This is a genomic window from Pedobacter indicus, assembly GCF_003449035.1.
GTDB lineage: Bacteria > Bacteroidota > Bacteroidia > Sphingobacteriales > Sphingobacteriaceae > Albibacterium > Albibacterium indicum.
In genome coordinates this window covers 1816051-1829270 of sequence record NZ_QRGB01000001.1, presented here as the reverse complement: position 1 = coordinate 1829270, position 13220 = coordinate 1816051, and the positions used below count along the sequence as shown (strand labels likewise).

The following is a 13220-nucleotide window of genomic DNA, read 5'->3' as shown; positions in this document are numbered from 1 at the left end:
TTATCGCATACTTCCTTCAGGAAATTGTACTTTCTCAGGCACACTGTTCAGTAAGGGTAGGGCACCCTTTATGATGCGGTTTCGCTTAACCGTCGTATTCATCGGTTCTACAGGATACATAATAACTGCTTCTAACCAAGCATATGTATTAACTCTGAAATAAACTGCCGGCGACCATTCTCCGACAGCCTCTCCTGCCAACTGTGGATAATGCTCCTTAAAATCAAGATCAGCCGCTTCTAACAAACACTCCTCCACGAATTTCAAGTCGCTCGTATAAGCTATTTGTATAGCAGTTTCATCATAGATAAAAGGAACTAGGGGTCCTGAGTAATTAATCAATTCTGACTTCAGGATGAGGCTATTGGGAAAATAAACAATCCTCCCACTCCTACGATCGTTTTGCAGGTAGTCGCCGCTGCATTCGAGAATCGCCGTATCGAGGTAGTTTACTTCGACAACATCCCCTCTGAAACCATTGAGTTGAATCCGGTCACCGATCTTATAAGGTCGTCGAAAAACAATATAAAGCCAAGCGATAAACGAAGTAATGGGCGATTGCAAGGCGAAACCCAGTACCAATGAAATCAAACCAAAACTTACCGCGATGGCATATAGGTTCTGAAAAAGAAATGCAATGATAACGATGAGGATCAATACCGACGTTATCAATCGGGCGATACTTTGCAGGTTGTGCCTATCCCCCTCACTCGTACTACGCTTATAAATAAGGTCGTCAACAAACTTTCCCGCCAGTAATATTAACGTAACGATGGAAAGGCTCAACATGAGTTTTTGGAGAAAGGGTCTGTAGCGCTCCAAACCAGAAAAGAAATCTAAATCGACTACGTAACGTACGATCAAAAACAAACACGCCACAATTACATATCCCAAATAAGAGGATACTAGCGAAGGCTTCTTATTTTCCATAGACTCAAAAATAAAACAAAATTACAATAGATTAAATACATACCTAGCTCATGAAAGCTTGAGCTCGAGAAAGAAAACAACACACCATCAGAAAAAAGAAGCATTAACTTTCTCATGATTTAACAAAGAAGCCCGCTTTCATCGAGCGGGCTTCTTTGTTTTTTCAATAAGCTCTTAATCGAAATCAAAAAAATCACCTAAGAATGATTTTTTCTTACGAGGTCTGCGGTGATAATCGTCACTTTTTCTTTGGTCATACCCATACCTGTCATGATCGCGACCGTAGTTATCCTTGTTGGAATAATGGTCAGCAGAGCGCTCGATGATTTTATCAAGCTCGCCCCGATCTAACCAGATACCTCTGCAAGAAGGGCAGTAATCAATTTCAATTCCGTTTTTATCACTTAACAACAATGTTTCGTCGCAATTAGGACATTTCATAATCAATAATTTTGTTAAAATTTAAATATCGTTATTCTTAGATTAGGTCAAAGAACAATCCTTGTAATTTTGCTGTCATAGAAAAAATTATGGCGACACCATTTGCATCAAAATTCCGCACACATATCCTGCATAGGTACCGATGGCATAAGCGCACACGGAAAGGATGACCCCAACGGATACCAACGATGGATGAAAAGCCGCGGCGGTAACCGACGATGAAGCCACACCACCAATATTGGACATACTGGACACGGCAACAAAGAAAAAAGGCGCGCGGATTAACCTGCCGACAATAACAAGGATAATCACATGGAAAAGCATCCAGATCAACCCGACAACTATTAACCCTAAATTATCAAAGATAGATAGGATATTCATTTGCGTGCCGATCGCAGCAATAAGGATATACAAAAAAACGGTACCCAACTTAGAAGCACCGGCACCTTCAAGGTTTCTTGCTTTTGTAAATGACAGACAAATACCCAAAATCGTGGCTATCAGTATAATCCAGAAGAATGAAGACGTTAGGTTGAACGCTGAAAGTTCGGGGGCATGTTCGTTAACCCATTCAGCAATACTAACACCAAACAAATGTGCAATACCCGTAACACCAAATGCCAGACTGAGCATGATCATGTAATCTTTTGTATTAGCTACACGGGTCGTCTCGGCGCTGTAAGCCTCCATGCGCCCAACCAGCTCTTGAACGTCACGGTCGTCTGCGCGAAAGAAACGATTAAGCTGCTCTTTTTTACCAGCTCCGTACAACAAAATAGCCATCCAACCATAAGCAACAAATACATCAACAGTAATAGTTGCAGAAAACAGTTCGGGTGACGGTTCAAAGATTCGATACAGAGCTGCCTGATTGGCACCACCGCCTATCCATGAACCAGCCAAGGTCGACAAACCACGCCACACTTCATCGGCTCCCTCCCCGCCGACTACTTCTGGAGCAAAAAGGGACACAACCCAAACCGCAAAAGGGCCGCCTAGCATCACACTAAGCGATGTCGCTAAAAACATAACGCCAGCTTTCTTACGTAGCTTCCAAAGCTCAGAAAGGTTTAAGCTCAACGTAAATAGCACTAAACAGGCAGGCAACAGGTAACTAGCACTAATATCATATAATTGAGACTCCGACCCTGAAATGATACCGGCCGAATTAAATAATCCCGGCACAAAATAGCATAAAAGTAAAGGAGGAATAACAACGTAAAACCGCTTAAAAAACTTATTTTCTAGGGACGAGGTATAGAATACGAGCCCCAAAACAATCATCAATAATCCAAAAACAACTGCATCGTTGGAAATAAGGGGCACATTCTCAAAAAGGGTCATATACTTTGTAAATGTTTAGGTCGTTAATAAGAAAAACCAATATAGGATATATTTTTATTAATACCATTTTAGCCATTCATTTTTCTACTAAGATTTTTACTTTCCGTTTACAGGATTTGTTCGTTTCTTTGCATTCAAATATCAGATTTCTTGTGGAAGTATTTTTAGAATTTTTCAATAACCTTAGTGATCCTGACTGGATTGTAAAACATGGTGGCCTTTATTTATTGCTTTTTATCATCTTCGCGGAGACGGGGATTCTGATCGGTTTTTTCTTACCGGGCGATCCGATTCTTTTTATTGCCGGGGTAATCATAGCAAACATGTCGCTCGGTGCTGCACATCCGGAACTGACCCTTTTATATTGGATATCGCTGATTACAGTGGCTGCTATTCTCGGTAATTTTGTAGGTTACTGGAGCGGTAGATTTTTCGGTCATCGCCTGCTGAAAATGAAGGATACTTGGTATTTCAAGAAAGAATATATCAATAAAGCGCAGGCTTTTTACGATAAACGCGGAGGTGGTGCAATAATCTTGGCTCGCTTCCTTCCTATTGTCCGCACCTTTGCACCTATTGTGGCGGGAATTGTAGAAATGGACTTCAAAAAGTTTGCTTTTTATAACATCATCGGTGGCATTATTTGGGTGGGCAGCTTGGTCACGCTTGGTTATTTGTTAGGCGAAAACCCCTGGGTGCAACGTAACCTGGAATATGTAATTTTTGGTATTGTATTGTTAGCTACTGCGCCGGTAATTATTAAATTATTCACCGGAAAGAAGAAACCTGTAGGTGAGCCTGTTTCTACAAAGGAGCCAGAGGAGGTATAAAGACAAGACTTTAGCAACCATCGAATTTTATTAGGAATTTGTATTAAAATGTGCAATTTTATTATCCATTAACTAATTGTCATGGAAAATAAACTGACCGCCGAAGCATTCATCCAAATTCAGAAATCCCCAAAGGAAGTTTTTGACGCAATTATAAACCCAGAGAAAATGCAGAATTATTTTGCCTTCGGCTCTGCGCCCCTGGTTAGTGGAGAGACTGTCGAATGGTGGTTTCCTGAATTTCCTGACCATTTCCCTGTCATCGCTAAAGATATTGTTCAACATTCTTATATTTCCTTTGACTGGAGCGGTGAACAAAACGATATGCTGGTAGAAATTAAATTGGAAGCCAAATATGATGGTTCAACCGTAGTACGCGTAAATGAACACCATATGGAATTCACTGCTGAGGGTGTGCAACAGGCTCTTCAACAGACCGGCGGGTGGGCAAACTTCCTGGCTTGTCTTAAGGCCTATCTGGAGCATGGGATTCAACTACGAAAAGGCGCCTTTGACTTTATGAAACCTGAGCGTAGCTGATCCGCTTAAAAGGCACCAAGCCAACCGCCTTTACTTTCTTTATATCCGTCGGGAATCTCAAACGTAGATGGAGGAACACTCGTTTTTTGTATCTCTACAAGCTCCAAAATACTGGCTGTTCCTTTCTGTTCAACCTGAAACTTGACCATAAAGCCTGCGCTACCGGCATCCTGCATAGCTTGCCATAGGTTATCTGTACCCATTTGTTGAGATTTAGCATATAAGTCCACCATATCCTGATAACCCGGAATTTCAGTTGTTGTCCATATTTCAAATCGTTCCCCATCTTGGTTGGTCGCTTCTGAATGAATACAATTAAGCCCTCGAAAGTTAACGGTACCTAATTTTTTAACCTGATAAACTTCGTCTTTTTTCTGTTTTTTGTTGATATCAGAAAGATCCATAACGCTATATTGCTTTTTACGTTCATTAAGCATAATCACTTTTTCAGGGTTGTTCATATCGGTTAGTACCGCCATTCTCATTTCGCCCATCATCGGTATTTCCATAACAGTCTCAGCCCTACCGTTCCCAGTTTTTGGTGATGCGTACATTTTCATCGACATGTTCATCTGATTAGCTTCTGTATCTGGTCCGTCAACATGCATCCGGTATTCCATGAACAAATCAGGTCCGGAACCTGACATCTTAATCTGATAGTCGTCTGGCAATGACTTGATTGTCCTTTCTTTAGCAGTTTTATTATCGTTAGTGCTTTTGTCACTCGCGACCGCTCCTTCTACTGCGTTCCCAGCACCTTCTTCGGCTTTGTCCAATCCTTTTTCTATGCCTTGGTCAACTTTTCGCTCCACACGCCTCTCTACACTACGCTCTATTTTTTTCCCAATCTTCTTTAAAACTTGCGCATGAGACTTATGAGGAAAAGTACAGAGAGCGCAACATAAGATCAATAACATCACATTTTTCATAATCATCAGTCTAATTGGTTACATATTAAAAATAAAGAGAAAAACTGAAAAGAAAAAGATGCATTGATTAAGTAGGCTAATTTTATGAGTATCCTGTCGGTTTCGATTAGTGCATGATTTATGTAAATACTTAATTTTCAGTATAATTGGTTTTTTACATGAAAAGAAGTAAATTCATCAGATGGTAACTTATATGAAGCTCACCTTATAAGATTAAACCCATGTTAACTAACCGATTATTGTCGCCTGGGTCCTACAGCAAGTGCTTTGCTTTTCTTGCCTATTTAATCGTATTTTCCCTACTAGACTCGGTTTTTGCTCAAACTAAAAATCAAACAGCTGCGGAAGATTTGTTGACGATCGATAACAAGGATTCATTATGGGTGATCAAAGCAATCGACTTTACAAGGGAAATACATCGTACAAGTCATGATGCACAAAAAGAATATCGGTATGCAGAAGAGGCTGTTGATGCCGCATTGCAACTTAATGATACACTGCTTTATGCAAAAGCGCTGGACAATTTGGGATTGCTCTACCGATATCATCAATGGTACGCTCAGGCAGTGACCTTGCACAGCAAAGCCTTTCAGCTCGTTGAGAGCAAATCTGTTGACCCGATCAACAAAATGATTTTTGCAAACAATGCGGGCGTAGCGGCCAGATATGATCAGCAGTATGATTTGTCGATTTCATACTATTTAAAGGCTTTAAAGATAGCAGAACAGGTAAAGAACCTGAAAAACATTGCGATCTCCAGCAATGGCTTAGGAAACGCAATCAGTCAGATCCCAGGACGGTCAGAAGAAGCTTTAGCTTATTTTCAACGTGCCCTGGATGCTGAAACGCAACTCGGCGACAGTTTAGGGATGGCAATGGATCTGCTATCGATCAGTGATTACTATATAGAAAAAGGGGATTTCAATGAAGCTTTTAGACACCTCGAACAATTAATGGATATCAACCAAAAGAGAAAGGATGTCTTCGGTATGGCCATCACGTACGAGTATTACGGTCATGCTTATTTCAAACAAAATCAGAATATTCAGCAAGCTAATCACTATTATAATCAGGCTCGGGAACTCTATTTGGAGATGGAAAACGCACTTAAAGCTGCGCAGATGTTGCATAGCTTGGGTAAAGTACAAGAGCAATTTGGCCAGCTTCCAGAAGCTTTGAAATTTTACGATCAATCCATCAGCATAGCTGACAGTCTGCACAGCAAAGCGCTGATAATGGAGAATGCTTATCGGATTTCGGACGTCAAAAAGCAACAGGGAGACTACCGTTCGTCTCTGGAATACTACCAAATGGCCGAAAATTTCGAAGACAGCATCGACATGGCCAAACAAGAGGTTCAGGTAGCATCATTGATCCACCAATATAACTTGGAGAAAAAAGAAGCTCAGATTGCATTGCTGGAAAATGAAAAATTATTAAATGCAGAAAGGCTTGCAACACAGCAAACGAAAATCAAGACCGAACGAATCTTCTATCTTATTTTGCTGTTCGTTGCGCTGCTGACCATCTTCTTCATTGCTGTTCAATACAGAAACCGAAAGGCAAAACGCGTGGCTGAGTTAAAACTCAGTGAACAAGAAAAGCACCTGTTGCAGGCAGAATATGAACGTAATTTAGCACAGGCGGAAACAGTGATTTCCCGGATGCAAATGAACCCTCATTTTATTTTCAACTGTCTGAATGCTATCAACCTGCTTATTCATCAAAAGGCATTTAAAAACGCCAGCGAGTATTTGATCACTTTTTCCCGTTTCATACGGATGATATTGGAGATGCCCATGAATGATACCATTAGCTTGTCGACTGAACTCGCTCTGGTTCAGCATTATTTGACATTAGAAGAAAAGCGCTTTAATCAGGAATTACAATATAAAATCGAATTCGATGATGACAACGATTGGTCTGACATTATGGTACCTCCCCTGCTTTTACAACCTTTTGTAGAGAATGCAATCTGGCATGGGCTGCTCCCGTCAAACAAGGTAGACAAGCAATTGCTGATATCGATCACCCAGCAAGATGATACAACGAGGGTCTCCATCGATGACAATGGCGTAGGAAGAAAAAACAGCCATGAAAAGCAGAGCAAGGATGAACAGAAAAGGCAAAGTTTGGGGATGAAGATAACGCAAGAAAGGATTCATCAATATAACAAACGCTATAACGCTCATATTGACCTGAATATCATTGATAAAGAAAACCATGCCGGGACGACAATAATCCTAAATATAAAATTTCCAATTTTCTCTGACATCCAAATGAATTGATATGAGAGTTGCGATAGTTGATGACGAAATACACTGCATTGAAATTTTACTTATTCACCTTCAGAATAATTTCCCTGAGGCCGATATCGTTTTTAAAAGCAATAAGGTGGAGCAAGCCCTGGAAGAACTGCCTAAGTTGGAGATCGACTTGCTCTTCCTCGACATTGAAATGCCAGGAATGAGCGGTTTCCAATTGTTAGAACAACTGCCCGACCATCAGTTTGATGTGATCTTCACTACAGCACACAGTCGATATGCCTTACAGGCCTTTAAAGTTCGCGCCATTAATTACCTTATGAAACCAGTTGACGAGCAAGAACTGCTTGATGCCATTGCGATATATCGGGAGAACAGGCTGAACCATAGCTACCCTAATCCGGATAAAATTGAAGCTTTACTAGCACAGTTGAAGAAAGACGGTTTTATAAAAAGCAAAATATCAGTACCTGTCTCCGATGGCTATGAGTTTATCGAAGTCAATGACATTATGTACTGCCAAAGTCAGAGTAATTATACTACGCTATATCTAACGGGCGATCATGAGATATTGGTGTCTAAAACGCTTAAGGAAGTAGAAACTACGTTGAGCCAATATTTCTTTGTGAGGATTCATCACTCGTATTTGATCAATCCGAACTATGTGAAGAACTTTTCGAGAAATGAGGGCGGCTACCTGGTTATGGAGGACAAAAAGCAAATACCTGTAAGTAAAGCCAATAGAACAATGATCACCAACCTCTTTGATACAGTTCGGAGGAATTCTTAACCTTCCGAATTTAAAAATTTAATTGTCAAGCCGATTTGTCCCAGATGATAAAGATCATGATGAACAAGTCCCTCCACCAGGTAATGGAAGCTATAGTCATCCTTATAGGTATTTTCCAAAAAGCTATCGTCTTTATCTTCGATAATTTCAATAAGCTGATGGGTACTTAAATAGAAATCACTTTTGAGTTTTGCCCAACCGATGCTTATCAGCTCATCATTCGTACGCCAGTTTTCAGGGCTATTTACTGTTAGGCTGGGTTGTCGTCCACGAAGTCGATCCATCGAGGCCCGGCGCCATTCTAAGATATGTGATACAAGCTCACCAACACTATGTAACTGAGGATGAGGACGAACAAACACTTTATCTGCCGTAATATTGTCAATCTTCTTTTTAAAACTCTCATCGATCCAGTTTCCCCCCTCCTGGATATCCAAAAACTGTGAGATGATATTCCTGATCAATTTATTCTCCTTAGTTGACGGTGTTTTTTGTTGATTGTCCATGATAATGTATTAAATTGATTTTTACTCCTTAGATACTTTTTTGAAAACATTTCTCAAACGGATCATGTTGTTCACTCAAACAAGTTAAAGGAAAAATGATGGAAGAGAAAAATAAACATAAAAAAAATCAACACGACCGTGAACACTTGGAGAAAGAAAATAAAGACACTGCGGAGAACCACGGACAGAATGCTTTGAGGAACGAGTCGAACGATCCAGGTGAAACCAATGTACCGACCTCCGAAGAGAAGCTAAAAGAAGAACGGAAAAAAGGTGGTCAGAAATAGTATGAGGACAGATTATAACCAAACGTATTTTAGGCCACAAGAGATAGACGCCGATGCACCGGATAAAATTCAGTTGATTAATGAACACTTTATCAATAAAGTTGATGATACTGAATATCCGTGTCTGGGTGCGAAGTCTGCCCTCCATACCCAGCACTACCGATTTGGGAATTACGGATCGATGGGCAGTAAGGAAACCACGCATTCATTAGGACAAGATCTTAAAACGTATATTAAAGAAACGATTGAAGCCGACAGTCAATACATGTCCATGATCGCTATTTTCTCCGATGAAGTAAAAACGGAGTTGGATTTTGAGCAAAAGTTGTGGACGCAACTGCAAAAGCTACATGATAGTGAAAAAGATCATACGGATTGGGATCCGAACGTAGCGAGCGATCCGGCAAGTGATGATTTTAGTTTTAGTTTTGATCAGACGGCTTTTTTTGTTGTGGGCATGCACCCACTTTCCAGTCGGAAGGCTAGACAGCTCGATTTCTGTGCAATGGCTTTTAACCTGCACAGACAATTCGAACAACTACGTGAAGGCGATCAGTATGAAAAAATGAAACAGGTAATCCGTGACCGTGAGATAAACTATCAGGGGTCGATCAACCCGATGTTGAGAGACTACGGTGAAGGTTCGGAAGCGGCTCAATACAGCGGCCGGGAAGTTGATGACAACTGGAAATGCCCTTTTCATCCCTAGCAAAAATCCAATGAATTATTACTTAACAACCTTAAATAATGACGACAAGAATCGAAAAGCAAACTGGTGCAGCTTTCCAATTAAAAGCTGGGGAAAAACTAAAAGTAATCGACCCGCTCGGTGAGCAAGTAAGTGATATGGTGCTTTTTAGCGCAGACGATAAACGAGAAAAAATATCCTCGGGAAAAACATTAGATTTTGAGAATACAATACTCATTACCAAAGGTCATCATCTCTGGAGTAATAGAGGTCGGCAGATGATGGAAATACTAGAAGACACCAATGGCCGTAATGATTTTCTTCTGGCGCCTTGTAGTCCGGAAACTTTTCAAATTCTTTATAACAACCCGGACTATCATCCCAGTTGTTTTGAGAACCTATATACCAATCTTGCTCAGTTCGGCATTGAGCCAGACGACATCCCGACGGCTTTCAATATTTTTATGAATGTGCAGTTTGCAGCAGATGGCGAGCTGTCGGTAGATCCCCCACTGAGCAAGGCGGGCGACTACCTGCTATTCGAAGCGAAGATGGATTTAATCGTTGGTTTAACAGCCTGCTCGGCAGAACAATCAAACAATTATTCATTCAAACCGATCGAATACGAGATTGTCGGTCAACGTTAATCTCTTTCGATTGATACCCGCGTTCTGCTTAGTGCTTTTGGATAGGTTTTCTGAATAAAATCGATCATATTTTCACGGACATAACAATGCAAATCAAATGCCTGCCCGGAATTTCTAGAGCTCATCAGGCAGCGGATTTCCATTCATCAGCCTTACTATCAGCGTTTGACTGAAAAGTAGATATTTCGTATGTTAACTTATAGACCAACACGACCCGACTTTGAAAGTTTAAAAAAACTTGAGAGATATTAAATACCATTCAAATGGATTTCATTAAATTTATAGGATAAATCAATCTGAAATATCTAAAAATAGAAGCATGAATACATTTTCAATAAAAGCTTTTGGAACCGAAGCCCCTGAAGCTGATTTAGAACAATTGAATATCGACCGAAGAGAAGCTACGGATAAGGATGTCGAAATTGATATTTTGTATTGCGGAGTTTGTCACTCCGATTTACATACGGCCCGCAACGAATGGCACGGCACGGTATACCCGAATGTTCCGGGACATGAAATTGTAGGACGGATCACCAAAGTTGGCGATGGTGTCACGAAATTTAAAGTTGGTGACCTTGCTGCCGTAGGTTGCATGGTCGATAGTTGCCGTGAATGTGAATACTGTAAAGAAGGACTGGAACAATATTGTGAAGAAGGAAATATACAGACCTATAATGGAGCCGATAAGCACTTAAACAAGCAAACCTTTGGAGGGTATTCGGAACGCATTGTTGTAGATCAGGATTTTGTGCTACGGGTGCCGGAAAACCTTGATCCGGCTGCTGCTGCTCCACTTTTATGTGCCGGAGTGACAACTTGGTCACCTTTGAAACATTGGAAAGTTGGCCCAGGGAAACGAATAGGCATTGTAGGTATTGGGGGCTTAGGCCACATGGGTGTTAAATTAGCAAAAGCCCTGGGTGCGGAAGTGGTTGTAATTACGACGTCACCATCAAAAGTAGAAGATGCTAAGCGGCTCGGTGCAGATCAGGTAATCTTGTCGACCGACAAGGAGCAAATGAAAGCAAACAGGAATTCTTTGCATTTTATACTAGATTGTGTTTCAGCTGAACATGATGTTAATGCTTATTTACAGCTTTTGAAAACAGATGGCACGCTTGCCATTGTCGGTGCTCCGGAACATCCTTTACCAGTTGCTGCTTTTAGCCTTATTCCCGGACGTAAAAGCTTTGCCGGTTCAACGATTGGCAGCATTGCCGAAACTCAGGAGATGCTGGATTTTTGTGGTGAACATAACATCGTCTCAGACATCGAACTCATCAACATTCAAGATATCAATAAAGCTTATGAGCGGCTGCTGAAAGGCGATGTCAAATATCGTTTTGTAATTGATATGTCGAGCCTGAAAAACTAGAATGATTCTTAAACGGTCGGGACTAGACTAGGGTTTAGTCCTGATTCAACACTCGTTTTGCACTATCGGATGCGATCATAAAACGGAGAAAGAAATACGAATGAATTATTGCTAAACTGGTACTCTGTAAACTCTACCGAGAAGCCAGCCGCGCCTAGTAAGGAAAAGATATAATAATAAGGATGCTGGATACCCTGGTACAGGTCTCCAGCATCAAAGAGCTTAATTTCAAATAACGACTTGTTCATTTATATTTACATCATCTATGCTTACATCATCGACGGGTATATCCTTAAGAACACTTGTCCCGAAGTAGGGTTTTTGCCGTACAGGTTATCTAGCCTTGAATCTGCCTGATAGACATTGAGCTGCCCGCCTGCTGCTACCCGCACTTTTCCTAATGTGAGGACATCATAATGAGCACCCAAACTTAATGCATTAACCGGATAAAGATCATGTGTATCAAACTGCTCAGCATTCAACACTAGCTCTTCGCCTGATTTTTGAACCCACTCATAACGCGTATATAGCTCAAGTTTTCTTACACGGTAGGATGCTTCAAGCAAAGCCGCGTTCTCGCCGTCATGTCCTTCAGACTTATTAAGCGCCCAAAGTGCTGTTGCATTCAATGTTTTTTGTTCGCCTAAAGGGTGACTGTAAATTGCAGAGGCAATGGTTCTGTTAACATCTTTATGCCCATCTGTCGATTCAGGATTTTTAATCCAGCCGTGTGACACCTGAAAAGCCCAGTTTTCAGTCGGATTATAAGAAAGGCGACCACTATAAGAATCAAAACGTGGTTTGTCAAAGTCGAAGCGATTCTCATCAGGCTCTTTACCCGTAAAGGACGATGCTTCAATCTTAAATTTATCATATCTGAAACCTAATGTAGCTACCCCAAAGGTGATGTGTGTCGCATCATTCCAATGATGGCTAATCGGCGCGTCGGGATTCGAAAGAGCTGAAGGTCGGTGCATAAAAGCAACAGAACCTAATGCTGGTTCACCCGGATAACCAAGATAAACCGACAAATCAGACTTTTCTGACAACGCATGGGTATAACCAATGGCAAGGGCACTAAAAAGATCATGCGGATGCTGTTTATCCACCAAAGGCACGCCCTTCCAACTTTCGCCAGTTTGGAACAAAAGCGGGTAACCTGCACCGCCGTCAGTTAGCCTGTCGAACGATAGCATAATATCAAAGTTAAAGAGCCCATTTTTTCCTACGCGTCGCTGACCCATGGCCATAAACCAGTTGGGGGCGCTGAATTTCTCGCCGCCTCGGCTTCCATTATTTGCAAGATCTGTTTTGATATAACGTGGAGCAATATTACCATGTAGCATATACATCCATTTCTTCGAGTGAAGCATTACACCGTACATCGGTGATGCATCAGGGAGCCAGGCTGTTCCGGAACCATTCCTGCTCATTGGCAAATTTAGAGAATAGGCATGTCCCATCGGTACATCTAAATGTCCGTGCACGGAACTCGTGTCGTGCAACTGGTGTTCGTTGTGTTCTTGCTTATGGTTTTCTTGCCCGTGCTGATGCTGCGCAAACACGGACTGGGTAGCGAATAAAAATGCTCCTATTAAAACGATGTTAAACTTCATTACTTATTAGATTATTTCTCCGCAAAGGTAACC

General features: G+C 41.2%; 16 protein-coding genes. 8 read left to right on the top strand and 8 right to left on the bottom strand.

The annotated features are described in order from the left end of the window. The 3 genes from D3P12_RS08250 to D3P12_RS08240 all read right to left on the bottom strand — a co-directional run bounded on the left by D3P12_RS08250 (nt 1) and on the right by D3P12_RS08240 (nt 2715). Entirely contained in the window at nt 1-930 is a 930-nt protein-coding gene (locus tag D3P12_RS08250) for a mechanosensitive ion channel family protein (protein WP_118194528.1), read from the bottom strand. A gap of 174 nt (nt 931-1104) precedes the next feature. Beyond that, entirely contained in the window at nt 1105-1371 is a 267-nt protein-coding gene (locus D3P12_RS08245) for a TFIIB-type zinc ribbon-containing protein (protein ID WP_118194527.1), read from the bottom strand. Nucleotides 1372-1458: 87 nt separating this feature from the next. Continuing rightward, entirely contained in the window at nt 1459-2715 is a 1257-nt protein-coding gene (locus tag D3P12_RS08240; protein WP_118194526.1) for a DUF819 family protein, read from the bottom strand. A 152-nt stretch (nt 2716-2867) separates the two neighbouring features. On the opposite strand from D3P12_RS08240, the gene D3P12_RS08235 reads away from it, so the two are divergent. Next, complete coding sequence (locus tag D3P12_RS08235) at nt 2868-3545, top strand: DedA family protein (protein ID WP_245977417.1); 678 nt, start codon at nt 2868-2870, stop codon at nt 3543-3545. An 81-nt stretch (nt 3546-3626) separates the two neighbouring features. Beyond that, nucleotides 3627-4085: an SRPBCC domain-containing protein gene (locus D3P12_RS08230; RefSeq protein WP_118194524.1), complete on the top strand. Its 459-nt coding sequence runs from the start codon at nt 3627-3629 to the stop codon at nt 4083-4085. Nucleotides 4086-4090: 5 nt separating this feature from the next. Here the strand turns inward: D3P12_RS08230 and D3P12_RS08225 are convergent, their stop codons facing one another. Continuing rightward, a complete protein-coding gene (locus tag D3P12_RS08225; protein ID WP_157970293.1) occupies nt 4091-5014 on the bottom strand; it encodes a DUF4412 domain-containing protein in 924 nt (307 codons plus the stop codon). 221 nt (nt 5015-5235) lie between these two features. Between D3P12_RS08225 and D3P12_RS08220 the strand changes: the two genes are divergently transcribed. Both D3P12_RS08220 and D3P12_RS08215 read left to right on the top strand, forming a co-directional pair. Further along, the gene (locus D3P12_RS08220; RefSeq protein WP_118194522.1) at nt 5236-7302 is read left to right on the top strand and encodes a tetratricopeptide repeat-containing sensor histidine kinase; all 2067 of its coding nucleotides are present in this window, start codon (nt 5236-5238) and stop codon (nt 7300-7302) included. 1 nt (nt 7303) lies between these two features. Next, nucleotides 7304-8068, top strand: coding sequence for a LytR/AlgR family response regulator transcription factor (locus D3P12_RS08215; RefSeq protein ID WP_118194521.1), 765 nt, complete (start codon nt 7304-7306; stop codon nt 8066-8068). Here D3P12_RS08215 and D3P12_RS08210 read toward each other — a convergent pair. Further along, nucleotides 8065-8574 carry a DinB family protein gene (locus D3P12_RS08210; RefSeq protein ID WP_118194520.1) on the bottom strand — a complete coding sequence of 170 codons (510 nt, stop codon included), beginning with the start codon at nt 8572-8574 and terminating at the stop codon, nt 8065-8067. The genes D3P12_RS08215 and D3P12_RS08210 overlap by 4 nt on opposite strands. A gap of 95 nt (nt 8575-8669) precedes the next feature. On the opposite strand from D3P12_RS08210, the gene D3P12_RS08205 reads away from it, so the two are divergent. Genes D3P12_RS08205 through D3P12_RS08195 form a run of 3 tightly spaced genes read left to right on the top strand, consistent with a single transcriptional unit; the run spans nt 8670 to nt 10196 of the window. Then, entirely contained in the window at nt 8670-8861 is a 192-nt protein-coding gene (locus D3P12_RS08205; RefSeq protein WP_118194519.1) for a hypothetical protein, read from the top strand. 1 nt (nt 8862) lies between these two features. After that, nucleotides 8863-9570 (top strand): guanitoxin biosynthesis heme-dependent pre-guanitoxin N-hydroxylase GntA, encoded by a 708-nt coding sequence (gene gntA, locus D3P12_RS08200; protein WP_118194518.1) that lies wholly within the window; start codon nt 8863-8865, stop codon nt 9568-9570. 38 nt (nt 9571-9608) lie between these two features. Beyond that, nucleotides 9609-10196 carry a DUF1989 domain-containing protein gene (locus D3P12_RS08195; RefSeq protein WP_118194517.1) on the top strand — a complete coding sequence of 196 codons (588 nt, stop codon included), beginning with the start codon at nt 9609-9611 and terminating at the stop codon, nt 10194-10196. Here D3P12_RS08195 and D3P12_RS15655 read toward each other — a convergent pair. Further along, nucleotides 10193-10321 (bottom strand): hypothetical protein, encoded by a 129-nt coding sequence (locus tag D3P12_RS15655; protein ID WP_262511131.1) that lies wholly within the window; start codon nt 10319-10321, stop codon nt 10193-10195. The genes D3P12_RS08195 and D3P12_RS15655 overlap by 4 nt on opposite strands. 194 nt (nt 10322-10515) lie before the next feature. Between D3P12_RS15655 and D3P12_RS08190 the strand changes: the two genes are divergently transcribed. Then, nucleotides 10516-11571, top strand: coding sequence for an NAD(P)-dependent alcohol dehydrogenase (locus tag D3P12_RS08190; RefSeq protein ID WP_118194516.1), 1056 nt, complete (start codon nt 10516-10518; stop codon nt 11569-11571). Between the two features lie 62 nt (nt 11572-11633). Here D3P12_RS08190 and D3P12_RS15335 read toward each other — a convergent pair whose 3' ends face one another. Further along, nucleotides 11634-11819 (bottom strand): hypothetical protein, encoded by a 186-nt coding sequence (locus D3P12_RS15335; protein ID WP_157970292.1) that lies wholly within the window; start codon nt 11817-11819, stop codon nt 11634-11636. A 21-nt stretch (nt 11820-11840) separates the two neighbouring features. Further along, nucleotides 11841-13187: a hypothetical protein gene (locus tag D3P12_RS08185; protein WP_118194515.1), complete on the bottom strand. Its 1347-nt coding sequence runs from the start codon at nt 13185-13187 to the stop codon at nt 11841-11843. Nucleotides 13188-13220 lie beyond the last annotated feature (33 nt).

What these genes read in the sequence shown, in the direction of transcription:
- D3P12_RS15655 (WP_262511131.1), bottom strand. Translation starts at nt 10,321, where the DNA reads ATGAGCTCTAGAAATTCCGGGCAGGCATTTGATTTGCATTGTTATGTC.
- D3P12_RS08220 (WP_118194522.1), top strand. Translation starts at nt 5,236, where the DNA reads ATGTTAACTAACCGATTATTGTCGCCTGGGTCCTACAGCAAGTGCTTT.
- D3P12_RS08240 (WP_118194526.1), bottom strand. Translation starts at nt 2,715, where the DNA reads ATGACCCTTTTTGAGAATGTGCCCCTTATTTCCAACGATGCAGTTGTT.
- D3P12_RS08245 (WP_118194527.1), bottom strand. Translation starts at nt 1,371, where the DNA reads ATGAAATGTCCTAATTGCGACGAAACATTGTTGTTAAGTGATAAAAAC.
- D3P12_RS08190 (WP_118194516.1), top strand. Translation starts at nt 10,516, where the DNA reads ATGAATACATTTTCAATAAAAGCTTTTGGAACCGAAGCCCCTGAAGCT.
- gntA (WP_118194518.1), top strand. Translation starts at nt 8,863, where the DNA reads ATGAGGACAGATTATAACCAAACGTATTTTAGGCCACAAGAGATAGAC.
- D3P12_RS15335 (WP_157970292.1), bottom strand. Translation starts at nt 11,819, where the DNA reads ATGAACAAGTCGTTATTTGAAATTAAGCTCTTTGATGCTGGAGACCTG.
- D3P12_RS08185 (WP_118194515.1), bottom strand. Translation starts at nt 13,187, where the DNA reads ATGAAGTTTAACATCGTTTTAATAGGAGCATTTTTATTCGCTACCCAG.
- D3P12_RS08205 (WP_118194519.1), top strand. Translation starts at nt 8,670, where the DNA reads ATGATGGAAGAGAAAAATAAACATAAAAAAAATCAACACGACCGTGAA.
- D3P12_RS08210 (WP_118194520.1), bottom strand. Translation starts at nt 8,574, where the DNA reads ATGGACAATCAACAAAAAACACCGTCAACTAAGGAGAATAAATTGATC.
- D3P12_RS08215 (WP_118194521.1), top strand. Translation starts at nt 7,304, where the DNA reads ATGAGAGTTGCGATAGTTGATGACGAAATACACTGCATTGAAATTTTA.
- D3P12_RS08225 (WP_157970293.1), bottom strand. Translation starts at nt 5,014, where the DNA reads ATGAAAAATGTGATGTTATTGATCTTATGTTGCGCTCTCTGTACTTTT.
- D3P12_RS08230 (WP_118194524.1), top strand. Translation starts at nt 3,627, where the DNA reads ATGGAAAATAAACTGACCGCCGAAGCATTCATCCAAATTCAGAAATCC.
- D3P12_RS08250 (WP_118194528.1), bottom strand. Translation starts at nt 930, where the DNA reads ATGGAAAATAAGAAGCCTTCGCTAGTATCCTCTTATTTGGGATATGTA.
- D3P12_RS08195 (WP_118194517.1), top strand. Translation starts at nt 9,609, where the DNA reads ATGACGACAAGAATCGAAAAGCAAACTGGTGCAGCTTTCCAATTAAAA.